Origin of the sequence: Streptomyces sp. NPDC058691 (assembly GCF_042714775.1) — a bacterium.
GTDB lineage: Bacteria > Actinomycetota > Actinomycetes > Streptomycetales > Streptomycetaceae > Actinacidiphila.
In genome coordinates this window covers 48284-72458 of sequence record NZ_JBHXSO010000009.1, presented here as the reverse complement: position 1 = coordinate 72458, position 24175 = coordinate 48284, and the positions used below count along the sequence as shown (strand labels likewise).

The window sequence follows — 24175 nt, the reverse complement described above, 5'->3', positions numbered from 1 at the left end:
GCGCCCGTAGGATGCGCAGGGTGCGCGACATCGCGGTTTTCAGCGGCAGTGCCCATCCCCACCTCGCGGCCGAGCTCTGCGCCCACCTGGGGGTGAAACTCAGCCCGGCGCGGGTCAGCCGCTTCGCCAACGACTGCCTGGAAGTGCAGTTGCAGGCGAACTGCCGCGAGCGCGACGTCTTCCTGATCCAGCCGCTGGTGGCGCCCGTCCAGGAGCACCTGGTGGAGCTGTTGCTGATGTGCGACGCCGCGCGGGGGGCGTCGGCGGGCCGGATCACCGTCGTGATGCCGCACTACGCCTATGCGCGCTCCGACAAGAAGGACGCCCCCCGGATCTCCATCGGGGGGCGTCTGGTCGCCGACCTGCTGGTGGCGGCGGGCGCGAGCCGCGTGCTCACCATGACGCTGCACTCCCCGCAGGTGCACGGCTTCTTCAGTGTCCCCGTCGATCACCTGCACGCGCTGCGCGAGCTGGCGGCGCACTTCCGCGGCCACGACCTGTCCCGCGCCACGGTCGTCTCCCCTGACCTGGGCAACGCCAAGGAGGCGGCCGCCTTCGCCCGGATGCTGGGCGTGCCGGTCGCGGCGGGGGCCAAGCAGCGCTTCGCCGACGACCGGGTCAGCATCACTTCCGTGATCGGCGAGATCGCCGGGCGGGACGTGATCGTGCTGGACGACGAGATCGCCAAGGGCAGCACGGTCCTGGAACTCCTGGAGCGGCTGCGGGAACTGGGCGCCCGGTCGGTCCGCGTCGCCTGCACGCACGGACTGTTCGCCGCGGGCGCCCTCAAGCGCCTGTCGGATGAGCCCGAGGTGCTGGAGATCGTGTGCACCGACACCGTGCCCGTCCCGGATGCGGAACGCACGGACAAGCTGACGGTGCTGTCCGTGGCGCCCGCGCTGGCCGAGGCCGTGCGCCGGATCCACAACGGCGAATCGGTGAGCGCCCTGTTCGACCCGGCCTGATCAGCCGTCCCCGCGTGCCGCGTCGGAGTCCGCCTGGGACGCCGCGCTCTCGGCGTCGTCCACGATCCGCGTGAGGTCGGAGGGGACCGGGGCGACGGAGGCGGGACCGCCGGACGGGGCGGGCGCCGCGCTGTCGGAAGGCCCGCAGGCGGTCAGCAGGGCGGCACAGGCCGCGGCGGCGACGGCCAGGACGGCAGCGCGGCGGCGGATCACGAGGCGGCGCCGTCGTTGTGGGCGGCGCACCAGTCCTGGACCTTGCCGAGGTCCGTCTTCCGCTGCTGAAGCGTCGGCACCAGGGACGTGCGGAAGGTCAGCCGGTCGTTGAGGTAGGTCTCGATCTCCGTGTGGCCGGCCGCCTTGGCGGCCGCCACCCGCTGCTGCAGGCGCTTGATCGAACCGCGCCGCGTCACCGGGCCGTCCAGTCGCTTCAGCGCCCGGTCGATGCGCGCGTCGATCCGGTCGGCGCGCTTGCACAGGGCCTTGGCGCCGTCGCCCTTCGGGGCCGGTGCGGCGGTGGCGGCGCCCGCCGGGGCCGCGAGCCCCAGCACGGTGACGACGGTGGCCAGGGCCACGGCGGTGGTACGGCGTCGCATGGCGTCCTCCTTCGGGTCGCGGGGGCGCGGAGCACGCCCCTCGCACCGGAAGTTAGGGAGCGTCTTTGTGGAAACCCTGTGGCTCCTGACGCCGCTGCGCCGACAGCCAGTCGCGGCGCAGCAGCGGCAGCGTCGGCGTCGGCTCGCCGCCGCGCACGCCGCTGAGCGGCAGCCGTATCTCGAAGCGCGCGCCCGGCCCGCCGCCGGGGCGGTCCCCGACCGCGACCGTGCCGCGGTGCAGGGCGATCTGCTGGGCGACCAGGGTGAGTCCGAGCCCGGAGCCGGGGCTGCCGGGGCGGTGGTGGAAGCGTTCGAAGACCGCCGCGCGGGCCTCGGGCGGGACGCCGGGACCGTGGTCGTCGACGGTCAGGACGACGGCCGGGGCCCGCTCGTCGCCGCTGCGCCGCAGGACGACCTCGACGGCGGGCGGGCCGCTCGCGGGGCTGCCGTGGACGAGCGCGTTGGTCAGCAGGTTGTCGGTCATGGAGCGCAGCCCCTGCTCCCAGCCGCGCACGAGCAGCCCCGGGGCGGTGCTGACGGTCACCCGGGCGCCGGGGTGGCGGCGGCGCAGGTCCGCGGCCGCGGCGTCCACGAGTTCGCCCGCGTCGACCGGGACGAAGGTGTCCTCCTCGACCAGGTCGCCCTGGGCCAGGGCGCGCAGCATCACCAGCAGGCCGAGCACACGGGCGTGTTCGGCGCGCAGGTCCTCCAGCACCTCGGCGCGGTCGTCGCCGGGCAGGTCGGGGTACCGGGCCAGGATGTCGAGATTGGTGCCGATGCTCATCAGCGGGTTGCGCAGCTCGTGGGAGGCGGTGGCCGCGAACGAGCGGGCGGTGGCGAGGGCTTCGCCGGTGCGCGCGGCCTGCTCGTCGTAACGGGACAGCACGGTCTGCAGGGTGCGCGCCAGGTCGTCGACCTCGGCGAGCCGGGTCGGGGTGTGCTCCAGACGGACCGCGCTGACCCGCGGGTCGAGACCGCCCGCGCGCTGCTGGAGGCGGCGCAGCGGTCGTACGGCGCGGCCGGCCGCGGCCCAGGCCAGCAGCCCGGACAGGGGTGCGGCGAGCAGGGCCACGGTCAGCACGCGCAGCCGCACCCGCCGCAACTGCGCCTCGGTCGCCGCGTCCGGCGAGAAGACCCACAGCGTGCCGCGGACCCCCTTGCGCGGGCCGGCGACCGGCTGCGACAGCACGCGCCAGCGGGTGCCCCCGGCGCCGGCCGTGACGGGGCGGGGCGCGGCGGCGGGCAGCGCCACCGACGCGGCGGGCAGCGGGCCGCCCTCGACGGTGCCGTCCGGGCCGACGAGCCGGATGCCCACGTCGAGCGCCGAGGCGAACAGCTTCCGGCTGCGCGCCTGTTCCGCCGCCGGGCGGTCGGCCGCGGTGACCCGCAGCAGGGCCCGGGCGTCCGGCGCGACCGCCGCGGCCCGCTCCCGCAGGTGCGCGTCCTGCTGGGCGTGCAGATCCGCCGCGACCAGCCGGATCAGCAGCGCGCCGGAGGCGAGTACGAGCAGCGGCACCACGGCCACCACGGCGAGCGCGACCCGCGTCGACAGCCTCATGACCTGTCGCCTTCGCGGCCCTCGCGGTCGTCACGCAGGACGAAACCCACGCCCCGCACCGTGTGGAGGATGCGCGGGCGGCCGCCGGCCTCCAGCTTGCGCCGCAGGTAGCTGACGAAGGTGTCGACGGCGTCGGTGCGCACGTCGAAGTCGTAGCCCCACACCCGGTCCAGCAGTTGGTCACGCGTCATCACCAGCCCCGCGTTGCGGGCCAGGACCTCCAGCAGTTCGAACTCCCGGCGGGTGAGCGCCAGCGGTTCCCCGTCCAGGCGGGCCTGCCGGGTCGCCGGGTCGACGAGCAGGCCGCCCGCCCGTACCAGGTCGGAGGGCGCGGGGGGCCGGCGGCGCAGCAGGGCGTGCAGCCGCAGCACCAGTTCCTCCAGGGCGAAGGGCTTGACCAGGTAGTCGTCGCCGCCCGCCTGGAGACCGGCGACGCGGTCGGCGAGTTCGTCGAGGGCGGAGAGCATCAGCACCGGAACGTCGTTGCCCTGCGCGCGCAGGGTCCGGCAGACCTCGATCCCGCTGAGGTCCGGCATGGAGATGTCGAGGACGACCACGTCCGGCGCGCCCTCGCGCACGGCGCCCAGCGCGGCGTGCCCGCCGTCGGCCAGGGCCACCGAGAAGCCGCCCAGCCGCAGTCCCCGTTCCAGGGACCTGCGTATGGCGGCGTCGTCGTCGGCGACCAGCACGCGGCCGCCGGTGTGCGCATCGGTTCTCACGGCGGTGATGTTAAGGGCAACGCTCTGATCCCGGTCCCCGCCCGGTACGCGGGACGCGGTGCGGCACGAGGGTCCGTGGGCGATCATGCGCGCCGCGACGGTGGCAGGCCTTGCGGCCGCCCCTCGTGGGCTGCACGAGCGCGACGGCATGTCCCCCGCACGGACGGGCCACCGCCTCCGCGCCACCCACATCTCCCTCGCCCCACCCGGACCTGTCCGCGGTCATCGTCACCGCGGTGACGGACGGCGCGACGACACCACCCACGCCTTCCACCGCATCGCGACGGCCCGGGCCATGGACCCGTACCGGGTCGACGAGGCCACCCCGCACGGCCACCGGCGGCACCACAGCGCCGGCCTACGGGGCGTTGACCGGCCTGCCGCGAAGCGGGGCGACGCGCCACGTCCCTCACGGCCTGCCCCGCCGGGGGGCCGTACCGCCGTCAGATGTCGAGGCGGTACGGAATCAGGCAGACCACCACGTCGGTGCGGGCCCGCAGGATGGTGGCGAGCAGGATGCCGCGCTGGTTCTGCAGGATGCGGTAGCGGCGGTGCCGGGGCTCGACCTCCGGGATGAGCACGGCGATCTGCCGTCCGCCGAGGGCGGCGCGCTTGACGTAGGCGAGGATCGGCTGCACCAGTGAGCGGTGCGGGCTCTCGATGACGTCCAGGCGCACCCCGGGGTGCCAGCGCTCCCAGTTCTCCATCAGGCGGCGGCTCTTCTCCGGGTCGCTGTAGACGGCGACGGCCACGACCTCGTCGCCGAGCGCCATGGCCGCGGTCAGGGCGTGCTGAGCGAGCCGGCTCACCTCGCCCAGCGGCACGATCACCAGGCTGTTGGTGCGCCGCGGGGGATCGGGGACGACCCCGGGCAGCAGCTCCTCGCGGACCCGCATGTAGTAGTGCTCGATGCGGGCGAACAGCAGCATCAGCAGCGGCACCGCGATGACGACCACCCAGGCACCCTCCAGGAACTTGCTGGTCAGGAGGATCACTCCGGCGAGCGCGGTCAGCACCGCGCCCACGCCGTTCAGCATCGCCCTGCGCAGCCATCCGCGTGGCCGTGCCCCGGCCCAGTGCCGCACCAGCCCGGTCTGGCTGACGGTGAAGCCGATGAACACCCCGATCGCGTACAGCGGGATGAGCCGCTGGGTGTCGGCGTCCACGACGATCAGCAGGACCGCCGCCACCAGCCCGAGGGCCGCCACCCCGTACCGGTAGACCGGCCGTTCGGCGCGCAGCCCGAAGACGTGCGGCAGCCGGTCGTCGCGGGCCAGCAGGCTCATCAGCACCGGCAGCCCGCCGAAGCTGGTGTTCGCGGCGAGGCCCAGCACGACCGTCACGATCAGGTTCGTCGCGTAGTAGGGCCAGCCGTCCCCGAAGGAGCCGGCGGTGAGCTGCGCGAGGATCGTCACCCCGCCGCGCGGCGCCACCTCGTCGCGCCGGATCAGGAAGCCGAGCCCGATCAGCATCAGCGCCAGCAGCGCGCCGAGCATCAGCTCGGTCCGCTGGGCACGGCGGACCTTGGGCGGCCGGAAGGACGGTACGGCGTTGGCGATGGCCTCCACACCGGTGAGCGCGGAGCAGCCGGAGGAGAAGGCCTTCAGGAGCAGCAGCACGCTCAGCGCCTCGGTGGCGTGCACGGGCTGCGCGGCGCCGACGACCGCCACCGGATGGGCCCGCAGCATGCCCACGACCACGACCGCGCCGATGCTGAGGACGAACAGCACCGCGGGCAGCATCAGCACCCGCGCGCTGTCCGCGACGCCCCGCAGGTTCACCAGCGTGATCAGGCCGAGGCCGCCGAGGCAGATCTCCAGCAGATACGGCGTCAGGGACGGGAAGGCGGACGCGAGGCTGGCCGCGCCCGCCGCCAGGCTGACGGCGACGGTCAGCACGTAGTCCACGACCAGGCTGGCCGCCGCCAGCAGGCTCACCCGCACGCCGAGGTCCTTCTTGGCCACCGCGTAGGACCCGCCGCCGTCCGGGTGGACGGCGATGACCTGCCCGTAGGAGATCACCAGCACGACCAGCAGCGCCGCGATCACCAGCATGACCGGCAGCGTCGCCCACAGCGCCGACGTCCCGGCCGCGACGAGGACGACGACGATGGACTCGGGTCCGTACGCCACCGAGCTGAGCGCGTCCAGCGACAGCGCCGCCAGCCCCTGCAGGCTGGTCAGCCGCGACTTGTCGCCCTCGCCGTGCTGCAGCGGAACCCTGGGCCGTACCTGACGGCGTGCCAGTCCGAAGGTCATGGCCGGGCCGGACGGGCCGGGCGGGCCAGGAACTCGACGGCGGCCAGCACCAGGAGGACGGCGAGCGCGAGCCCGACGACCACCCAGCCCGTCGGGTACGACCAGAAGGCCAGGACGAGGCCCGCCGCCACGACCACGACCCAGGCCACCGCGACCTTGTGCCGGACCAGCCACGGGCCGACGGGTCCGGTCCGCATCCCCAGCCCCTCCGCGGCGTCACCCGCGGCGCCGAGCACGGACTCCCACACCCCGCGCACGCGGACGGCGTACCGCCCCGGGCCGCTGAGCCACGCCCCGAGCGCCACCACGACACCCAGCACGATCACCGCGCGGACCGTCCCGCGCAGGAAGCGGATCAGGGTGTCGTAGACGGTCGCGGCCGCGGGCTGGGACACGCTCGCGGGCAGCGCGTCCAGATACAGCGACCGGAACACGGTCAGGGCCAGGCCGAGCACCAGGGCGGCCCCGGCGAAACCGAGTGCCGCGGCGACCAGGGACCGGCGGCGGCGCGCGGCGAGCAGCACGCCCACCGCGGCCAGGACGACCGTGAGGATCGGCAGCCAGAAACCGACGAGTTGGAGCAGCCGGAAGGCGGTCCGGATCTTCCCGACCTTTTCGGAGCGCACGACGGTGAAGTCGGTGTGGATCTGCGGGATCTTCCCGGCGACGGTGAGGCCCGCGCCGACCAGCCGCTGCTTGACCTGGTCGATGACCGGGGCCAGATCGATGGCGACGGTGTCGTTGGTGAGCCGCACCGCGCCGCCGCCCTGGCCGGTGAGCGCCTTGTCGACGGTGGCGTGGATGCGGCGGTTGGCTTCCACCCACACCTTCCGGAAGGCCTCGCTGCGCACGACCCGTTCCGCCGTGGAGTGCACCAGGCTCCGCAGGCCGCTGGTCAGCGGACCGGCCAGCCGGCTCAGGAGGGTGTCCAGCCGGGGGCGGTCGGCGGGGGCGACCTCGTCGAGCAGCGACGCCACGCCGACGTGCTGCATGACGGCACCGGTGATGCGGTCGGCGGCCGCGTCCTGGACGTCGCGGTCGGAGGCGAGCGGCGCCACGGTGGCGACGTAGCGGTCGGTGTCGCCGATCTGGGAGTTCACCCAGACGGCCAGCGCGCTGAGCGGTACGAGAACGCAGGCGAGGACGATCAGCAGCGCGGAGAAGAAGGCCCTGACCGGATGCCGGGGGCGGGGGCCGGAGCGGGGGTGCCCGGTGGGCGGCGCCGCGTCCGCGGTCATCCCCTCACGTGCCTCCAGCGCGGCCAGCCGGGCGCGCAGCTCGGCGAGATCACCGCCCTCGGGACCCGTGCCCGCCATGTCACCGCCGCCTCTCCCTGACCACGCGACACGGTCATTTAATCCGTATTGTGCATGATGTGCCATATGAGGCGTCAGAAACGGTACGGAGGTCGGCGATGACAACGGTGAACCGGTGGCGCGCGGCACACGCCGCGTACGCAGTGGCGGTACTGACCGGACTGACCGTCATGGCGTACGCCGTGAGCGGCTGCTCGGACGGCGTCGGCACCCCCTCCGTCGACGGGTCCCGGGCCGCCTCCGCCGCGTCCTCACTGGCCGCCCGCGGCGGTGAGGCCCTGGCGTCGGCGACCGCCGCGGCGGCGTCGGAACTCGCCCGGATCAAGGGCGGCGTCAATGCCAAGGCCGATGTCCGTCTCGGCGCGGTCACCGAGGAGCAGGGCAAGGCCACCGTCCCCGTCACCGCCGCCAACAACGGCGCGAAGCCCGCCACCTACACCGTCCAGGTCTCCTTCCGGGACTCCGGCGGAAACCTCCTCGACGCGGTCGTCGTCACCGTCCCCGACGTCCCCGCCCACGGCACCGCCCGGGCCACCGCCCGCAGCCACCGCGACCTCACCGGCACCGTCAAGGCCACCGTCGAAGCCGCCGTGCGCCACTGACCCCGCGTCACTCCACGGCGGCGGCCGGCGGCTGGTCGATGGCGAGGACGGCGCCGAGGGTGATGCAGAGCGCGACCGCGACACAGACGGCGATGAGGCCGGAGAGGAGGGTGAAGACCGAGCCGAGGGAGCCGTACGCCTCGAGGCTGCGGTTGAGGGCGACGGGAACGTAGAGCGGGGCGGTGAAGTACGCGACCTCGAGGACCACGCCGGTGAGGACGGCACCGGGGAACAGCGGCCGCCAGCCGACGCGGCCGCCGAGCAGGAGGTGCTGCGTCCACCACCACACGGCGATGCCGCAGGCCAGCGACAGGGGGAAGCCCAGCCACTCGCCGGCGCCGAAGGCGTCCCGCAGGGGACCCAGGAGGAAGACGACCACCAGCATCGTCGCCACCCACGCGAACCACCGCCAGACCGCGATCCGGGCGGCGGACTTCGGCATCCGCCAGGCCCGTTCGCACACCCGCTGCATCGACCGGCTGCACGCGGTCGCGGACAGCAGCGCCATGAGGCCGCCCACCGCACCGACCGTCTCGCGGAGATTGCCGGCCTCCGCGTCGGCCAGCTGACTCAGCTGCACCTGGGACGCGCCGTCCAGACCCATCAGGTCCTCCAGCGAATCGAAGATCTCCCGGCGCAGGTCCGGGGGCGCGAGGGACGCGACGACGAAGACCAGCGGCACGGCGGTGAGGAAGACCTGCGCGGCCAGCCGGGTCCCCGCGTCGAGCACATGGACGGTCAGCAGCCGGGCGGCCAGCCGGGTGATGACCGGGAACCTCCGCTCGGCACCGGTGCGCAGCTCCCGGGCCCGGCGCGGCAGATCCGTGCGCGCGGCGCGGAGCCCGTCCCGAATCCTGCCCCGCGGCCGGCCTGTCACCCTCCGACTGTTTTACAGCCCGCCGCGCCCCGCAACCGCTGTGCCCGCCGAAGCGTCATCGGAGCACTGATGAGTTTCCGCGGCGGCCGTCGTTTCATCTCCGTGAGCGGTCGCCGCACGGGCGGCCGCGCGTCCGAAGGAGCCGGGATGACCGGGACACTGGACGGCCGCACGGCGATCGTCTACGGCGGCGGAGGCGGTATCGGCGGCGGCGTGGCGCGCGTCCTCGCCCGCGAAGGGGCGCTGGTGTGCCTGGCGGGGCGGACGCGGGAGCCGCTCGACGCGGTGGCGGAGGAGATCGCCGCGGCGGGCGGCCGCGCCGAGACCGCCGTGCTGGACGCGCTGGACGAGAAGGCCGTCGAGGCGCACGTCGAGGAGACGGCCGGGCGCCACGGGGGAGTCCACGTCTCGTTCAACCTCGTCACACGCGGCGATGTGCAGGGCGTCTCCCTGGTCGGGATGACCGCGGACGACCTGCTGCGCGCCGTCGACACCGGGCTGCGGTCCTCCTTCGTCACCGCCCGCGCCGCCGCCCGGCGGATGATCGCCCAGGGCTCCGGGGTGATCCTGCACCTCAACAGCGCGTCCGGCGCGGGGGCGATGCCCGGCATGGGCAGCACCGGACCGGCCGACGCGGCGACCGAGGCGTTCATGCGCTACCTGGCCGCCGAGACCGGGCCGTTCGGCGTGCGGGTCTGCGGCATCTGGGCGGCCGGGGTCGCCGAGACGCTGACCCGCGAGGGGCTCGCCGCCGTCGCCGGGGAGAACGTCCCCGACCCGCAGACCGCGCTGGCGGCGATCGCCGGGGCGTCGGCGCTGCGCCGCACGCCGCGGCTCGCGGACGTCGCGGAGGTCGCGGCCTTCCTCGCCTCGGACCGGGCGGCGGGCATGACGGGCACGATGACCAATGTGACCGCCGGTCTCGTGCTCAGGTGACACGATCCCTACCACCCACGGATGGAGACAGTTCCATGGACCTCAGGCTCGAACTCGTGCTGCTGCCGGTCGCGGACGTCGACCGCGCCAAGGCCTTCTACAGCGAGAAGCTCGGCTTCGCCGTGCACGTCGACCACCGGGCGGGCGACGACTTCCGGGTCGTCCAGCTCGACCCGCCCGGCTCCGCGTGCTCGATCACGGTGGGCAAGGGCATCACGGACGCGGCCCCCGGCTCGGTGCGCGGACTGCACCTGGTCGTCGAGGACATCGAGGCCGCGCACAAGGAGTTGACCGCGCGCGGTGTCGCCGTGAGCGGCGTCCGGCACATGACGCCGGGCGGCTGGGTGGACGGCGTCGACCCGGGCCACACCCCGTACAACTCCTTCGCCGACTTCGCGGACCCGGACGGCAACACCTGGGTGCTGCAGGAAGTGCGGCGCGAACAGGGCGAGAAGGGCGAGCAGGGGGAGAAGGGCCGGTCCGCGGGATGACGGACGAGGGTGGCTTCGCGGAGCTCAGCGAGCGTCACCGGCGTGAACTGCACGTCCACTGCTACCGGATGCTCGGCTCGTTCGACGAGGCGGAGGACGCGGTGCAGGAGACGTACCTGCGCGCGTGGCGCGGACGGGACGGATTCGGCGGCGATCTGCTGTTCCGTGCCTGGCTCTACCGCATCGCGACCAACGTCTGCCTCGACACGCTGCGGCGCGGGGCCCGCCGGCCGGCGGTCGCGCGTTCCTTCGCGGACGTGCCCTGGCTGCAGCCGTACCCCGACGGTCTGCTGGACGAGCTCGCGGCCGGCGGCGCGGACGACCCGGACGCGGTCGTCGTGGAACGGGAGACGATCGAGCTGGCGTTCCTGGCCGCGCTCCAGGTGCTGCCGCCCCGGCAGCGGGCCGCGTTCCTCGCGCGGGACGTCCTCGGGCGCCCCGCGGAGGAGACGGCCGCTCCGCTGGGAACGACGGTCGCCGCCGCCAACAGCGCACTCCAGCGGGCGCGGGCGACGATGCGGCGGCACCTGCCCGCGCGGCGTGCCGAGTGGTCCGCGGGGGAGCCCGGCGCCGAGGAGAAGGCCCTGCTGGAACGCTTCATCGACGCGCATGAACGCTGCGACGCCGCGGCCGCCGTGGCGATCTCCGCGCGGGACCTGCGGATCACGATGCCGCCGATGCCCATGGTCTTCGAGGGGCTGGACGCCATCGCGCCCCTGCTGGAACGCGCGCTGGGCGAGAACCGGGACGGCGACTGGCGGTTGCTGCCGACGAGCGCCAACCGCATGCCGACCGCCGCCAGTTATCTGCGGCGGCCGGGCGACTCCCGTTTCCGGGCCTTCAAGTTCGACGTCCTGCGCGTGGAGAACGGGCTGATCGCCGAGATCACGACCTTCGGCCCGGCGCTGTTCCCGGCGTTCGGACTCCCGCCGGAGCTGCCGACGGCGTAAGCGGGACGGTGGGGAGGGTGAGCGGCGTCGCGGACGTCCGGCCCGGGGCGGCGGGGGTGCCCCGGCGCGGCCCGGGGGGTCAGTGCGGCTGCTCCCGCCACTCGGCCACGACCTGCTCGACGTCGAACGGCCTCAGGCCCAGCGGCGGACCGGGCGGCGGCATGCGCAGCGCCGCGCGGATCTTGTCGTTGACGCCCTCCAGGATGGCCCGGACCAGGCGTTCCGACGGGGCGCGCCGCGCCTTGGCCAGGGCGTCCTCCGCCTCCTTGCGCAGCACGAGGGCGGGCGGCAGGGCGGCCAGGCCCTCCTGGGCCATCTTCCGCCGGATCCACCACAGGTCGTCATAGGGCTCGTCCAGCGAGGGCAGCGGCTTGCCCGCCCCGGGCAGATCGTCGAAGGCGCCGCGTTCCGTGGCGTCGCGGATCTGATGGTCGACCCACGATTCGAACGGGACACCGGGTGGCTTGCGCTCCGTCATGCCCCCGATTCTCCCCCAGACCCCACTCAGGCGGGAGGCGCCGGGGTCAGCAGCACGAAGTCCGCACCCGCCGGGTCGAGGCAGACCGCCAGCCGGCCGACGCCCTCGGCGTCCTCCGGGCCCATCTGGAGCGAGCCGCCGTTGCCGGTGACACGGGCGGCGGCGGCATCGCAGTCCTCGACGGCGAAGACCGGGTGCCAGTAGGGGCGCCCGCCGTTCAGCGCGAGGAACTCCGGAGCCATCTCCATCAGCCCGCCCTGCATCCGCTCCTGGCTCTCCCCCGCGGGCGTGATCACGGTGTACGTGCCCCCGTTCCCGCCGGGGAGCGGCATGTCGTCGGTCTTCCAGCCGAAGAGGGAGCCGTAGAACTCCTTCGCGGCCGCCGCGTCCGTCGTGTACAGCTCGGTCCAGCACAGCGCGCCCGGCAGGTCGGCGGCACCAAAGCCCCGCACCTCGCGCGGCTGCCATACGGCGAACTCGGCGCCGAGCGGGTCCGTGAGCTGCGCCATCCGCCCCGCGTCCCGCACGTCGCCCGGCTCCCGCCGCACCGCGCCGCCCGCCCGCATCGCGGCCCAGGTGGTCACCTCGACGTCAAGGGCGCGGAAGTAGATCATCCACGCGGGCCGGGCGCCCTCCTCGGTGAGCTCCCCGACAGCGCCCACCGTCCGCCCGTGCAGCCGGAAGAGGCCGAAGTCTCCGAAGTCGCCGCCCTCAAGGACGAACCGCTCGAAGTCCCAGCCGAAGACGGCTCCGTAGAAGGCGGCCGCGGCATCGACGTCCGGCGCCCCGAGGTCCACCCAGCACGGGGACCCGGGGACGAAGTCTGTGGTGATCATGGCGCTCCCTTCACGGGTTCCGTCCCTGATCCTTCCAGCGTGACACCAGGGCCCAAAAGCGGCGCGGGACGCCACGCCGCCGCGGCCCGCGCCCTACGCCTGGCCGGGCGACCAGCCCTGGTCGCGCAGTACCGCGGCGACGTCCGGGGCACGGTAGTGCTCGCCCTTGAGGACCTTGCCGTCGGCGCGCAGCGCCGGCCGGCCGTCGGGGCCCAGCTTGGACATGTTGGCGCGGTGCACCTCGGCGATGACGGCGTCGAGGTCGATGCCGTGGACCAGTGCCGTGCCGTACGCGACGTAGACCACGTCGGCCAGCTCGTGTGCGAGATGGGCCAGCGAGCCCTCCGCGGAGGCCTCCGCGACCTCGGCCACCTCCTCCGCCAGCAGGTCCTGACGGTGCGCGGCGTGCGCGGGGGAGATCTCGGCGGGGGCCGAGCGGACGTCGAGGCCGAAGGCGGTGTGGAACTCGCGGACGAGACCGGCGGGGGAAGCAGGAGAAGCCGGAGTGGCCGGAGAACCGGGGACGGCAGAGGAGGAGGCGTGCATCCGGCCGATCGTAATCCGTGCCCGCCGCGTCCGGGCAGCCCACCGCGTCCGGCGGATCATGCCATTCATTCCGGTCACGCCGGTCAGGCCGCCGGCGCGCCCGCGTACCGTCCGTCCACCCGGATCGCGGTGATGCCGCTGATGTGCCGTGCCCCGCACCGGTCCTGGGGAAGCACCAGTTGCGGGCCGCTCCCGTCCAGCGGTGTGCCGTCGATGCGGGTGGCCAGCAGCACGGCGGCCCGCCCGAAGTCGGGGTCGATCTCGCCCCAGGACAGCAGGGCGTGATGACCGTCCGCTCCGGTGACCACGATGAGGAAGCGCAGCCGGTCCTTGCGCCGGGCCGGGTCGAAGGCGGGGCCCGCGGCGCACAGCACCTCGTGCAGCAGCGGCCCTTCAAAGCGGTGGTGCCGTGTCCCGCTGGTGGCGCACTCGAAGCTGACCCGCGCCTCGTGCTGGGGCCATGCGCGCAGATCACGCACGGTGAGCGGGGCGGGGCGCGCGAGGTCGCCGCTCAGCACGAATCCGGCGAGCTGCGGCGGCGGCACGGGAACGGGCGCGGTCACGGGCATGCACCTCCCGCAAGACGGTACCCATCGCAGCCCCTCACGGAAACGCAGGTACATGGATCAGTTGCCGAATCGTCTGGCTAATGCAATGCACCCAGCATCTTCGAAGCCGCACCTGCGGCACTATCATCAGCGCAGGCGCGAACACTTATGGAGGGGGAAGACCACGTGATGAACCGTTCCGTGCATCGCAGGACCCGGACCTTGCAGCTGGCCGTCGGGGGCACCGCGGTGCTGCTGGCCCTGAGCGCCTGTTCCTCCGGCGACGACTCGTCGGACGCCTCGTCGTCCGCCTCGCCCTCGTCGGCGTCTTCGTCCGACGCCTCGGCCTCGCCCGCCGACGACCTCAAGGGCACGGTCACGGTCTTCGCCGCGGCCTCCCTCAAGGAGACCTTCACCGAGCTGGGCAAGCGGTTCGAGGCCGCGCACCCCGGCACGAAGGTGGCCTTCAACTTCGGCGGCAGCGACGCGCTCGCCGCGAGCATCACCTCCGGCGCCCCGGCCGACGTCTTCGCGGCCGCCTCCCCCAAGACGATGCAGATCGTCACCGACGCGAAGGACGCCTCCGGGGAACCGCAGACCTTCGTGCGCAACCAGCTGGAGATCGCGGTCGTCCCGGGCAACCCCAAGAAGGTCGACGCCCTCGAGGACCTCACCGCGTCCGGCCTCAAGGTCGCTCTGTGCGCCAAGGAGGTGCCCTGCGGGGCGGCCGCCCAGAAGGCGCTGGACGCCGCGAGCCTGAAGCTCACGCCGGTCTCCTACGAGCAGGACGTCAAGAGCGCGCTGACCAAGGTCGAGCTCAAGGAGGTCGACGCCTCGCTCGTCTACAAGACCGATGTGCAGGCCGCCGGTGGCAAGGTGGAGGGCGTGGAGTTCCCCGAGTCCGCCAAGGTCGTCAACGACTACCCCATCGTGCTGCTCAAGGACGCCCCCAACGCCGACGCCGCCAAGGCCTTCATCGCCCTGGTGGAGTCGCCCGAGGGCGGCAAGGTGCTGAGCGCCGCGGGCTTCCTCAACCCGTGACGGACGATGTCGCCGAGGGCGCGGCCGGGCCCGTGAAGGCCCGGCCTCGCCGTCACCGTTCCCCGGCGCCGCTGCCCCTGCTGCTGCCCGCGCTGATCGGCCTCGCCTTCCTGGTGCTGCCGCTCGCCGGACTGCTGGTGCGCACGCCCTGGAGCGACCTCCCGCACCAGCTGACCAGCCCCGGCGTGTGGCAGGCGCTGCGGCTGTCGCTGATCTGCGCCACCTCCGCGACCGCGGTGACCCTCGTACTGGGCGTGCCCCTGGCCTGGCTGCTGGCGCGCACCGAGTTCCCCGGGCGCCGCCTGGTGCGGGCGCTGGTGACGCTGCCGCTGGTGCTGCCGCCGGTCGTCGGCGGTGTCGCGCTGCTGCTGGCGCTGGGCCGCAACGGCATCGCGGGGCGGTACCTGGACCAGTGGTTCGGGCTCACACTGCCGTTCACCACGACCGGGGTGATCGTGGCCGAGGCGTTCGTGGCCATGCCGTTCCTGGTGATCAGTGTGGAGGGCACGCTGCGCGCCGCCGACCCCCGCTACGAGGAGGCCGCCACGACACTCGGCGCCTCCCGCTTCACCGCGTTCCGCCGGGTCACGCTGCCGCTGATCGCCCCGGGCATCGCCGCGGGCGCGGTCCTGGCGTGGGCACGCGCGCTCGGCGAGTTCGGCGCCACCATCACCTTCGCGGGCAACTTCCCCGGCCGCACCCAGACGATGCCGCTCGCCGTCTACCTGGCCCTGCAGAGCGACCCCGCGGCGGCCATCGCGCTCAGCCTGGTGCTGCTCGTCGTCTCCGTCGCGGTCCTCGCGGGACTGCGCGACCGCTGGATGACCGCCGCATGAGCGGCCGTCAGCCGGCGGAGGGCCTGCGGGCCGAACTCGTCGTCGATCTGGGCACGTTCCGGCTCGACGTGCGGTTGACCGCCGCCCCCGGCGAGGTCCTGGCACTGCTCGGGCCCAACGGCGCCGGCAAGACCACCGCGCTGCGCGCCCTGGCCGGGCTGACGCCGCTGACCGGCGGAGGGCTGAGGCTGGACGGGACGGAACTGGACGGGATGCCGCCCGAGACCCGCCCGGTCGGCGTGGTGTTCCAGGACTACCTGCTCTTCCCGCACCTGTCCGCCCTGGACAACGTGGCCTTCGGCCCGCGCTGCCAGGGCCTGCCGAAGGCACGGGCCCGCGCCGAGGCCGCGGCGTGGCTGGAACGGATGGGACTGGCCGAGCACGCCGCGGCCAGACCGCGGCGGCTGTCCGGCGGGCAGGCACAGCGCGTCGCACTGGCCCGCGCGCTGGCGACCCGGCCGCGACTGCTCCTGCTGGACGAGCCGCTGGCGGCGCTGGACGCCCGCACCCGGCTGGAAGTGCGCTCCCAACTGCGGCGCCAACTCGCGGAGTTCGAGGCCGTTGCGGTACTGGTGACGCACGACCCGCTGGACGCGATGGTGCTGGCCGACCGGCTGGTGGTCATCGAGCACGGCCGCGCCGTTCAGGAGGGCACCCCGGCCGAGGTCGCCCGCCGCCCCCGCACCGACTACATCGCGCACCTGGTGGGCCTCAACCTCTACCGGGGCGAGGCCGACGGCCGCGTAGTGACGCTCGGCGGCGGACCGGCGATCACCACCGCCGACGAGCTGACGGGCCCGGCCTTCGCGGCGTTCCCGCCCGACGCGGTCACCCTGTACCGGGAGCGGCCCGCCGGCGCGAGCGCCCGCAACCTGTGGCACGGCCGGGTCGTCGGCCTGGAATCCCGCGGCGACCGCATCCGCGTGGACGTCGACGGCGAACTCCCGCTCGCCGCCGACCTGTCGACCGCCGCCACGGCCGAACTGGACCTCCACCCGGGGGCGGAAGCCTGGGCAACCGTCAAGGCCGCCCAGGTGCACGCCTATCCGGCGTGACCTGGACGGCCCCTTCGGGCACACCGGCCGGGCACCGCCGGGGCCGGCCGGAGTCGTCTACAGGCCGATGTCGCGCCTGCGGAAGTCCTCCAAGGACTCGCGCCGCACCAGCAGCCGCGCCCGTCCCTGGTCCACGGCGACCACCGGCGGGCGGCCGACCATGTTGTACGTCGAGGCCATCGACAGGTGGTAGGCGCCCGCGACCGGCACGCCCAGCAGGTCGCCGGGCCGGATGTCGCCGGGCAGCGGCACGGCGGAGGCCAGGACGTCGCCCGCCTCGCAGTGCCGGCCCACGACGGTGACCAGCGCGGGTTCCTCCGTGGAGTGCCGGCCGATCAGCCGGGGCGCGTAGCGCACCCCGTACAGGGCGGGCCGCGGGTTGTCGCTCATGCCGCCGTCCACGGCCACGAAGACCTGGCCGCCGGTGCGCTTGACCGACAGGACCCGGTACAGCGCCACACCCGCGGGGCCGGCGATGGCCCGGCCCGGCTCGACCGTCAGCCGCGGGACCGGCAGCCCGGCCGCCGCGCAGCTCGCGGTGAGCTCGGCGCGGACCCGGGCGGCCAGCGAGGTGATGTCGAGCGCCTCCTCACCGGGGCGGTACGCCACCGCGTGGCCGCCGCCCAGGTCCAGTTCGGGCAGCGCGACGCCGTGCTGGCGGCGGATGCCGGCCAGCAGCCCCACCAGCCGCCGCACGGCGGACAGGTACGGCTTGACGCTGGAGATCTGCGAGCCGAGGTGGCAGTGCAGGCCGACCAGTTCGAGTCGCGGCTGGTCCAGGACCCGGGCCACCGCGTGCTGCGCGGAGCCGTCGGCGAGCGACAGCCCGAACTTCTGGTCGTCGGTGCCGGTGCGCACCGCGGCGTGACCGCCGGCGGCGATGCCGGGCACGACCCGCAGCAGCACCTTCTGCCGGGAGCCGGCCGGTACCTGGGCGGCCAGCCGGGCGATCTCCCCGGTGCTGTCGATGACGATGCGGCCGACGCCCAGGCGCAGCGCGGTGGCCAGGTCCTCGGGGCTCTTGGCGTTGCCGTGCAGCACGATGCGCTCCGGCGGGAAGCCGGTGATGACGGCGAGTTCGAGCTCTCCGGCCGAGCAGACGTCCAGGCCGAGACCCTCTTCCTCGACCCAGTGGGCCATCGCCCGGCACAGGAACGCCTTGGCGGCGTACAGCACGTCGGCGTCGGGGAACGCGGCCCGGTAGGTGCGGCAGCGGGCCCGCACCTCGCCCTCGTCGAGGATGTACGCCGGGGTGCCGAAACGCTCGGCGAGCTCGGTGAGGGCGACGCCGCCCACCGACAGCTCGCCGTGCGGCGCGGTGCGGGTGGAGGCCGGCCAGACGGACAGCCAGGTGTCGACGCCCTCGGCGGCGAGCGCAGAGAACGAAGTGGACACAGTGGTCTCAGAGATGGTCATGGCAGGACGCTCCTCAGCCGATGCGCAGCGGCAGGTGGTCGGCGGTGTGCACGGCCCGCGGGTCCCAGTCCGCGGTGGCGCCCACGGCGGGCGCGGCGAACTGCGGGTCCACGGTGAGGGTGGTCACCCCCAGCGGCTCGGCGAGCGCCCGCAGCGCGGGCTCGCCGAGCCTGATCCATTCCTGGCCGGGGCCGAGCGTGGCGGCCAGGCGCTCCTCACTGGTGAAGGCGACGGCCGTACGGCCGCCAAGGGGCGTGCGGAACATTCTCGCGACGCGCCCGACGGGACCCGACCGGACGGGGACGTACAACGTCACCCTGCTGGGGTGTCCGGCCGGGACGGGTTCGGAAGGCTCCGCGTCGTCCCCGCACCATGTCTCGCTCATGGCGATCTCCTGTGAGGTTCGTTCGTTTCGGCGGCCGCGAGCCGGATGTGGTCCGTGGCCAGACATTGACGCTATGCCCGGCGCATCCGGGTCCGGGCCCTTCCCTGACGCGACGTTGACGTCCACGGGCCAAGCGTTGACGGTGCGCTGGCGCCACGGTCAAGGAAGCGTCAAGTGTCTCCATGGCGGCGACAGGCCGGCGACAAGAGCCCCCGCGCGCGGGAGGGGCGGCGTTTCCATGGAGGTATGGAAGACACCGGGTTCCGCCGCGTGGTCGTGGGGGTGAGCGGTTCGCTGGGCAGTCTCGCGGCACTGCACCGGGCGGCCGCCGAGGCCCGCCGCGGTGACGCGGTGCTGGTCGTGGTGCATGCCTGGGAACCGACGGGCGGCGAGTTCGCCTACCGTCGCCACCCGAGCCCGCCGCTGCTGCTGCGCGCGGACCAGGACCAGGCCCGGCAACGGCTGCTGACCGCGATGGACGACGCCTTCGGCGGTGCGCCGGCCGGCCTCCCGGTCCAGGCGCTGATCGCCCGCGGCCCGGCCGCCCGCTCCCTGGTCCACGTCGCGAACCGCGAGAACGACCTGCTCGTCGTCGGCGCCGGGAGCCCCGGCCGGCTGCGCCGGCTGCTGTCGTCCTCGGTGGCCCACCAGTGCGTACGGGACGCGGCCTGCCCGGTCCTGACCGTGCCGCGCCCGCCGCTCCAGCAGGTCTTCGAGACCGTGCGCCGCCACAACGGCCGGCGGCTGCCGCTGCGGGCCGCCGGGCCCGTCTGACGCACCCCCGGGGGGGTTCCGCACTTCCGAACCAGCCGAATCAGGTGAGGGCCGTGCTGCACAACCCGTCCCTGTCCCCGTTCCTCCGCAGGCTCGCCCTGCCCGCCGCGGTCCTGCTGCCGCTCGCCGTCGCCGCGGTGCTGCTGCCCTTCCGCGCGGCCGTCGCCGCTCCGCTCGTGGCACTGACCCTGGTGGTCGCGGTGGTGGCCGTGGCCGTCCTCGGCAGCCGCGTCGCCGGGGCCGTCGCCGCGCTGTCGGCCGCGGCGTGGTTCGACTTCTTCTTCACCCGGCCCTACGAGCGGTTCGCGATCGCCGGGCCGGGCGACATCGCCACCGCCGTGCTGCTGCTCGCGGTCGGGCTGGCCGTGTCCCAGCTGGCCGCTCGGACACGGCGGTTGGAAGTCGTCGCCATCACCGACGCCGACCACCTGGCCCGCATCCACGAGACCTCCCGGCTCGCCCAGTGCGCCCCCTCGCCGCACCGGGTCGTCGAGCACGTCGGCGACCAGCTCGTGAGCCTGCTCCAGCTGCGCGGCTGCCGCTTCGAGTACGGCACCCTCGTCGGCCACCCCCCGCGGCTCGACACCGACGGCACGGTCGTCTGGGGCCGCCGCCCCTGGGACGCCGACCGCCAGGGCCTCCCCGACACGGAGGTCGAACTCCGGGTCTTCCACAACGGCCGGTTCCACGGCCGCTTCATGCTCCGCCCCACCCCCGGAGCCGTCCCCTCCGCCCAGTCCCGCCTGGTCGCCGTCACCCTCGCCGACCAGGTCGGCACCGCCATCGACCTCGTCGCCCCCACGACTACGACGCACCCGTCATAACCGCCGGCCCGCGCCCGCCCGCGAAAAACCCCGCCACCCAAGCCGACGGCCCGCGAATTCCCCCTCGCCGCCCAGGTGATGGCGCAACACCCCGACCCGACCCCGGCGGGCCGGCCGCCGGATGGCGTCCGCGCCCATACGACGCACCGGTCGTAGCCCCCGGCCGCCCCCCGACCCGCGCCCGCCCAGGAAAAGCCCCACCACCCAAGCCGGCGGCCCCGAATTCCCCCTCGCCGCCCGGCTGATGACGCAACACCCCGACCCGACCCCGGCCGGGTCGGATCGCCACCCGGGCCCCGGCCCAGCACGACGGCGGCACCGCCATCGACCTCGTGGCCCACAGCCGCCTCACCGCCCGCGCCCACGCATGAGACCCGGGCCCGCGATCCTTGGATCCCCACTCGCCGCCCGACTGATGGCGCGCCGCCGCCCACCGCCGCTCCCGCGCCGTGGCGCTCGTGGTCACCGGCACGACCGTCCACCGCAAGCAGACGCCATCGCACAAGCGCCCGCGCCCGCGTCGACCAGGTCGCCGCTCCCTGTCCCCGCGCCCCCGCGCGCCCGGCCCCGTGGCCGCTCGGGGGTAGAGGGGTGGAATGAGGCGTATCGTCCCCTTAGAGAGCCGATCGGCATGAACGGTGGGCCCGTGATGGTGGTGACCGCCCCCGTACGGGAGCAACTGGACGAGACGCTCGCCGAGGTCGTGCGCGCCACGAACGCGCATATCGGCGCCGTCTTCCTGATGCTGCCCGAGGGGCGGGTGCTCGGCCTGGAGGTGCTGACCGGGGCGCCGTGGGAGCTGGCGACGCCGTGGGCGCGGGTGACGCTGAGCCGGTCGGCGCCGGTGGCGGACGCCGTGCGGACCGGGCGCCTGGTGTGGCTGGGCTCGCGGGAGGAGCTGGCCGAACGCTATCCGCAGACCGCGCTGGTGCTGCCGTACGACCTGGCTCTGGCCGTCGCCCCCGTGCTGGACGCCGCGCACACCGTGCGCGGCGCACTGATGCTGATCTGGCCGGGTTCCCATCCCGAGCGGCCGATCGGGGCCGAGCGCGCCGTCATCGTCCACGCGTGCGAACGCATGTGCGAACAACTGCGTCGTGCGGAGTCCGTCGGCGACCCGGTCCGTCCCGGCCTGCTGCCGCGGGTGCTGGAACCGACCCGCACCAGAACCGCCGGGCCGGACGAGGCGCAGGCGGCGGCCGACTTCGTGGGGCGGCTGCCGGAGGGCGCGTGCGCCCTGGACCCGAGCGGGCGGATCGCCTACGTCAGCGGCCGCACCGAGCAGCTCGTCGGCGAGCCCGCCCGGGTCCTGCTCGGCGCGCTGCCGTGGCAGGCGCTGCCCTGGCTGCGCGACCCGGTGCACGAGGACCGCTACCGCGGCGCCGTGCTCAGCGGGCAGCCGACCTCGTTCATCGCCCGGCGGCCCCCCGACCACTGGCTGCTCTTCCAGCTCTACCCGGACGCGACCGGGGTGAGTGTGCGGATCTCCCCCACCGACCACCGTCCGGACCCGGGGCCACAGGTCCCCGGGAACTGCCGGATCGACACGGCCGGCAAGGCGCCGGACCGGGTCACGGCGATCTACCACCTGATGCAGCTGGCCGGTGCGCTCGCCGAGGCGGTCGGAGTGCGCGACGTGGTCGAGCTGGTGGCCGACCTGTTCCCGCCGGCCTTCGGCGCGGACGCCTTCGCGCTCTTCGTCGCCGAGGGCGGCAGGCTGCGGGTGATCGGCCACCGCGGCTACGGCGAGGAGGCCATGGCCGCCCTCGACGGCACGTCCCTCGGCTCGCGCCGGACCCCGGCGAGCCGGGCCCTGCTCACCGGGGTACCCCGTTTCTACAGTTCCCCCGACGAACTGCTGCGGGCGTATCCGGGGCTGGCCGGCTCCCTGCGGAAGTCGGCGTGGGCCCTGCTGCCGCTGATCGCCTCGGGCCGCCCGGTCGGCTGCTGCATCCTGGGCTACGCCAAGCCGCACCCGTTCCCCCGCGGCGAGCGCAGCGCGATGGCCTCGCTGACCGCCCTGATCGCGCAAGCCCTGGACCGCGCCCGCGTCTACGACGCCAAGCACCGGCTCGCCCACGGCCTCCAGGCCGGCCTGCTCCCCCACACGCTGCCCTCGCTGCCCGGCCTGGAGGTGGCCGCCCGCTATCTGCCCGCCACCAGCGGCATGGACATCGGCGGCGACTTCTACGACCTCATCCGGCTCGGCGACTCCTGCGCGGCCGCCGTCATCGGCGACGTGCAGGGCCACAACGTCAACGCCGCCGCCCTGATGGGCCAGGTCCGTACCGCGGTGCACGCGCACGCGACCGCGGGCGCCTCGCCCGACCAGGTGCTCGCCCGCACCAACCGGCTGCTCGACGAGCTCGACACCGGGCTCTTCACCAGTTGCCTGTACGTCCATCTCGCCCTCGACGAGGGCGTGGCGCGACTGGCCACCGCCGGCCATCTCCCGCCCCTGCTGCGCCACCCCGGGGGACGGACCGAGGTCCTCGCCACCCCGCCGGGGCTGCTGCTGGGCATCGACCCGCTGGCCGAATACCCCACCACCGAAGTGGCGTTGCCACCGGAGGCGGTGCTCGCGCTCTACACCGACGGGCTGGTCGAGAGCCCCGGCACCGACCTGGACGTCGCCATCGCCGGCCTCGCGCACGCCCTCGCCACCGCCGGCCCCGGTCCGCTGGACGAACTCGCCGAGGCCCTCGTGGACTACGACGGCGCCTCGGCGCACCGGGTCGACGACACCGCGCTCCTGCTGCTGCGGCGCGTGCCCGCGGCATGAGGCCTTGTCACATCCGCCGATCCCCCCAACACTGTGATCCATGCCGGTGGTTGCGCTGCTGGGAACGCTGGACACCAAGGGTGTGGAGTACGGATGGCTGCGCGAGCGCCTGCTGCGGCGCGCCGTGGAGGTCGTCCTCATCGACACCGGGGTCGCGGGCGAGCCCCGCGTACCCGCCGACATACCGCGCGCCGAGGTCGCCAGGGCGGCGGGCGCCGACATCGCGCGGCTGCGCGCCCAGGGGGACCGGGGCACCGCGGTGACCACGATGGCCGAGGGCGCCGCCGAGGTGGTGCGCCGGCTGCACGAACAGGGGCGGCTGCACGGCGTACTGGCCATCGGGGGCAGCGGCGGTACGTCGATCGCGACCCGCGCGATGCGCGCGCTGCCGCTGGGCGTGCCGAAGCTGATGGTGTCCTCGATGGCGGCCGGCGACGTCTCGCCGTACGTGGGGGCGGCCGACATCGCGATGATGTACAGCGTGGTCGACATCGCGGGCGTCAACCGCGTCTCGGCGCCGATCCTGGCGAACGCGGCCGACGCCATCGCGGCCATGGCCACCGGCTTCGCCACCGACGCACCGCCGCCGCCCGCGGAGGACCGGCCGCTGATCGCGGCCAGCATGGCGGGCGTGACCACCCCGGGTGTGGACGCCGCCCGGCAACGGCTGACCGAACTCGGCTACGAGGTACTGGTCTTCCACTCCGTCGGGTCCGGCGGGCGCTCCCTGGAAACCCTCGCCGCACAGGGGATGTTCGCCGGCGTGCTGGACCTCACGCTCAGCGAGCTCGCCGACGACCTCGTCGGCGGCACCTTCGGCGCGGGCCCGGACCGGCTGCGGGCGGCGGGCCGCGCCGGGCTGCCGCAGGTCGTGAGCCCGGGAGCGCTGGACATGGTCAAGTTCGGGCCGCTCGCCGCACTGCCCGAACGCTTCCGGTCCCGCCACGTCCATGTGCACAATCCCTCCGTCACCGTCATCCGCACCACCGCCGCCGAGTGCGCCGCGCTCGGCCGCCAGGTCGCCGAGAAGCTGCGCGCCGCGACCGGCCCCGCGGCCCTGCTCCTCCCGCTGCGCGGGCTCTCCACCCTCGGCGCCCCGGGCGGCCCCTACCACGACCCGTCCGTCGACGAGGTGCTGTTCACGGCGCTGCGCGAGGGCCTGCGCGGCAGCCGGGTCGAACTGGCCGCGTACGACACACACCTCAACGACCCGGCCTTCGGCCGCACCGCCGCCGACCGGCTGCACACCCTGATCGCCGCGAACGACCCCGCGCGCACGACCCGTTGAGCGTCAGAGCCCGGGCACCCGCTCGGCCGGCGGGAGGAGGCGGCTGGTGCGCCCCCGTTGGCCGCGCGACCTGCCGTGGAAGGGTTGTCGGGGGCCCGGCG

Annotated in this window: 25 protein-coding genes; 12 read left to right on the top strand and 13 right to left on the bottom strand. The window is 74.5% G+C overall.

What is annotated here, in order from left to right:
* Positions 1-20 precede the first annotated feature (20 nt).
* On the top strand, positions 21-965 hold the full coding sequence (locus ACFWVC_RS08895) for a ribose-phosphate diphosphokinase (RefSeq protein ID WP_384280648.1): 945 nt from the start codon (positions 21-23) through the stop codon (positions 963-965).
* On the opposite strand, the gene ACFWVC_RS08890 is transcribed toward ACFWVC_RS08895, so the two are convergent.
* The 6 genes from ACFWVC_RS08890 to ACFWVC_RS08865 all read right to left on the bottom strand — a co-directional run bounded on the left by ACFWVC_RS08890 (position 966) and on the right by ACFWVC_RS08865 (position 7409).
* Positions 966-1178, bottom strand: a complete 213-nt coding sequence (locus ACFWVC_RS08890) for a hypothetical protein (protein WP_384280645.1) — start codon at positions 1176-1178, stop codon at positions 966-968.
* Positions 1175-1558, bottom strand: coding sequence for a hypothetical protein (locus ACFWVC_RS08885; RefSeq protein WP_384280639.1), 384 nt, complete (start codon positions 1556-1558; stop codon positions 1175-1177). The genes ACFWVC_RS08890 and ACFWVC_RS08885 overlap by 4 nt, the downstream gene beginning before the upstream one ends.
* Positions 1559-1610: 52 nt before the next feature.
* Positions 1611-3116 (bottom strand): sensor histidine kinase, encoded by a 1506-nt coding sequence (locus ACFWVC_RS08880; protein WP_384280634.1) that lies wholly within the window; start codon positions 3114-3116, stop codon positions 1611-1613.
* Positions 3113-3835: a response regulator transcription factor gene (locus ACFWVC_RS08875; protein WP_384280628.1), complete on the bottom strand. Its 723-nt coding sequence runs from the start codon at positions 3833-3835 to the stop codon at positions 3113-3115. The genes ACFWVC_RS08880 and ACFWVC_RS08875 overlap by 4 nt, the downstream gene beginning before the upstream one ends.
* A 443-nt stretch (positions 3836-4278) precedes the next feature.
* Positions 4279-6093, bottom strand: a complete 1815-nt coding sequence (locus ACFWVC_RS08870; protein WP_384280625.1) for an APC family permease — start codon at positions 6091-6093, stop codon at positions 4279-4281.
* The gene (locus ACFWVC_RS08865) at positions 6090-7409 is read right to left on the bottom strand and encodes a hypothetical protein (RefSeq protein ID WP_384280622.1); all 1320 of its coding nucleotides are present in this window, start codon (positions 7407-7409) and stop codon (positions 6090-6092) included. Before ACFWVC_RS08865 ends, ACFWVC_RS08870 begins: the two co-directional genes overlap by 4 nt.
* Before the next feature lie 98 nt (positions 7410-7507).
* Here ACFWVC_RS08865 and ACFWVC_RS08860 point away from each other — a divergent pair, with 98 nt between their 5' ends.
* Positions 7508-8011, top strand: coding sequence for a hypothetical protein (locus ACFWVC_RS08860; protein WP_384280620.1), 504 nt, complete (start codon positions 7508-7510; stop codon positions 8009-8011).
* A gap of 7 nt (positions 8012-8018) precedes the next feature.
* Here ACFWVC_RS08860 and ACFWVC_RS08855 read toward each other — a convergent pair whose 3' ends face one another.
* Positions 8019-8888 (bottom strand): YhjD/YihY/BrkB family envelope integrity protein, encoded by an 870-nt coding sequence (locus ACFWVC_RS08855; RefSeq protein WP_384280616.1) that lies wholly within the window; start codon positions 8886-8888, stop codon positions 8019-8021.
* Between the two features lie 147 nt (positions 8889-9035).
* Here ACFWVC_RS08855 and ACFWVC_RS08850 point away from each other — a divergent pair, with 147 nt between their 5' ends.
* The 3 genes from ACFWVC_RS08850 to ACFWVC_RS08840 are packed head-to-tail and all read left to right on the top strand — an operon-like array spanning position 9036 to position 11265.
* Positions 9036-9824 (top strand): SDR family NAD(P)-dependent oxidoreductase, encoded by a 789-nt coding sequence (locus ACFWVC_RS08850; RefSeq protein ID WP_384280613.1) that lies wholly within the window; start codon positions 9036-9038, stop codon positions 9822-9824.
* Between the two features lie 35 nt (positions 9825-9859).
* Positions 9860-10315, top strand: coding sequence for a glyoxalase superfamily protein (locus ACFWVC_RS08845; protein ID WP_384280611.1), 456 nt, complete (start codon positions 9860-9862; stop codon positions 10313-10315).
* A complete protein-coding gene (locus ACFWVC_RS08840; RefSeq protein WP_384280608.1) occupies positions 10312-11265 on the top strand; it encodes an RNA polymerase subunit sigma-70 in 954 nt (317 codons plus the stop codon). The genes ACFWVC_RS08845 and ACFWVC_RS08840 overlap by 4 nt, the downstream gene beginning before the upstream one ends.
* A gap of 79 nt (positions 11266-11344) precedes the next feature.
* On the opposite strand, the gene ACFWVC_RS08835 is transcribed toward ACFWVC_RS08840, so the two are convergent.
* The 4 genes from ACFWVC_RS08835 to ACFWVC_RS08820 form a co-directional block, all read right to left on the bottom strand.
* The gene (locus ACFWVC_RS08835; RefSeq protein WP_384280604.1) at positions 11345-11743 is read right to left on the bottom strand and encodes a DUF1992 domain-containing protein; all 399 of its coding nucleotides are present in this window, start codon (positions 11741-11743) and stop codon (positions 11345-11347) included.
* A 26-nt stretch (positions 11744-11769) separates the two neighbouring features.
* Complete coding sequence (locus ACFWVC_RS08830; protein ID WP_384280600.1) at positions 11770-12579, bottom strand: VOC family protein; 810 nt, start codon at positions 12577-12579, stop codon at positions 11770-11772.
* 93 nt (positions 12580-12672) lie between these two features.
* The gene (locus ACFWVC_RS08825) at positions 12673-13125 is read right to left on the bottom strand and encodes a MazG nucleotide pyrophosphohydrolase domain-containing protein (protein WP_384280597.1); all 453 of its coding nucleotides are present in this window, start codon (positions 13123-13125) and stop codon (positions 12673-12675) included.
* A gap of 83 nt (positions 13126-13208) precedes the next feature.
* Positions 13209-13688 carry a molybdopterin-dependent oxidoreductase gene (locus ACFWVC_RS08820; RefSeq protein WP_384280593.1) on the bottom strand — a complete coding sequence of 160 codons (480 nt, stop codon included), beginning with the start codon at positions 13686-13688 and terminating at the stop codon, positions 13209-13211.
* Between the two features lie 174 nt (positions 13689-13862).
* Here ACFWVC_RS08820 and modA point away from each other — a divergent pair, with 174 nt between their 5' ends.
* From modA to ACFWVC_RS08805, 3 genes are read left to right on the top strand one after another with little or no spacing between them, the layout of a single operon-like run.
* Positions 13863-14714 carry a molybdate ABC transporter substrate-binding protein gene (gene modA / locus ACFWVC_RS08815; protein ID WP_384280591.1) on the top strand — a complete coding sequence of 284 codons (852 nt, stop codon included), beginning with the start codon at positions 13863-13865 and terminating at the stop codon, positions 14712-14714.
* A 32-nt stretch (positions 14715-14746) separates the two neighbouring features.
* Positions 14747-15550 carry a molybdate ABC transporter permease subunit gene (gene modB, locus ACFWVC_RS08810; RefSeq protein WP_384280892.1) on the top strand — a complete coding sequence of 268 codons (804 nt, stop codon included), beginning with the start codon at positions 14747-14749 and terminating at the stop codon, positions 15548-15550.
* Positions 15547-16605 carry an ABC transporter ATP-binding protein gene (locus tag ACFWVC_RS08805; RefSeq protein WP_384280589.1) on the top strand — a complete coding sequence of 353 codons (1059 nt, stop codon included), beginning with the start codon at positions 15547-15549 and terminating at the stop codon, positions 16603-16605. Before modB ends, ACFWVC_RS08805 begins: the two co-directional genes overlap by 4 nt.
* A gap of 57 nt (positions 16606-16662) precedes the next feature.
* Here the strand turns inward: ACFWVC_RS08805 and lysA are convergent, their stop codons facing one another.
* Together lysA and ACFWVC_RS08795 are read right to left on the bottom strand one after the other, a co-directional pair.
* Positions 16663-18021: a diaminopimelate decarboxylase gene (lysA, locus tag ACFWVC_RS08800; protein ID WP_384280588.1), complete on the bottom strand. Its 1359-nt coding sequence runs from the start codon at positions 18019-18021 to the stop codon at positions 16663-16665.
* Positions 18022-18034: 13 nt separating this feature from the next.
* Complete coding sequence (locus ACFWVC_RS08795) at positions 18035-18406, bottom strand: SAV_915 family protein (RefSeq protein WP_384280586.1); 372 nt, start codon at positions 18404-18406, stop codon at positions 18035-18037.
* A 246-nt stretch (positions 18407-18652) separates the two neighbouring features.
* Here ACFWVC_RS08795 and ACFWVC_RS08790 point away from each other — a divergent pair, with 246 nt between their 5' ends.
* The 4 genes from ACFWVC_RS08790 to ACFWVC_RS08775 all read left to right on the top strand — a co-directional run bounded on the left by ACFWVC_RS08790 (position 18653) and on the right by ACFWVC_RS08775 (position 24074).
* Positions 18653-19180, top strand: coding sequence for a universal stress protein (locus tag ACFWVC_RS08790; RefSeq protein WP_384280584.1), 528 nt, complete (start codon positions 18653-18655; stop codon positions 19178-19180).
* Positions 19181-19233: 53 nt separating this feature from the next.
* Positions 19234-20004, top strand: a complete 771-nt coding sequence (locus ACFWVC_RS08785) for a DUF4118 domain-containing protein (RefSeq protein WP_384280582.1) — start codon at positions 19234-19236, stop codon at positions 20002-20004.
* Between the two features lie 631 nt (positions 20005-20635).
* Positions 20636-22786: a SpoIIE family protein phosphatase gene (locus tag ACFWVC_RS08780; protein ID WP_384280580.1), complete on the top strand. Its 2151-nt coding sequence runs from the start codon at positions 20636-20638 to the stop codon at positions 22784-22786.
* A gap of 40 nt (positions 22787-22826) precedes the next feature.
* Entirely contained in the window at positions 22827-24074 is a 1248-nt protein-coding gene (locus tag ACFWVC_RS08775; RefSeq protein ID WP_384280578.1) for a Tm-1-like ATP-binding domain-containing protein, read from the top strand.
* The last annotated feature ends 101 nt before the right edge of the window (positions 24075-24175 follow it).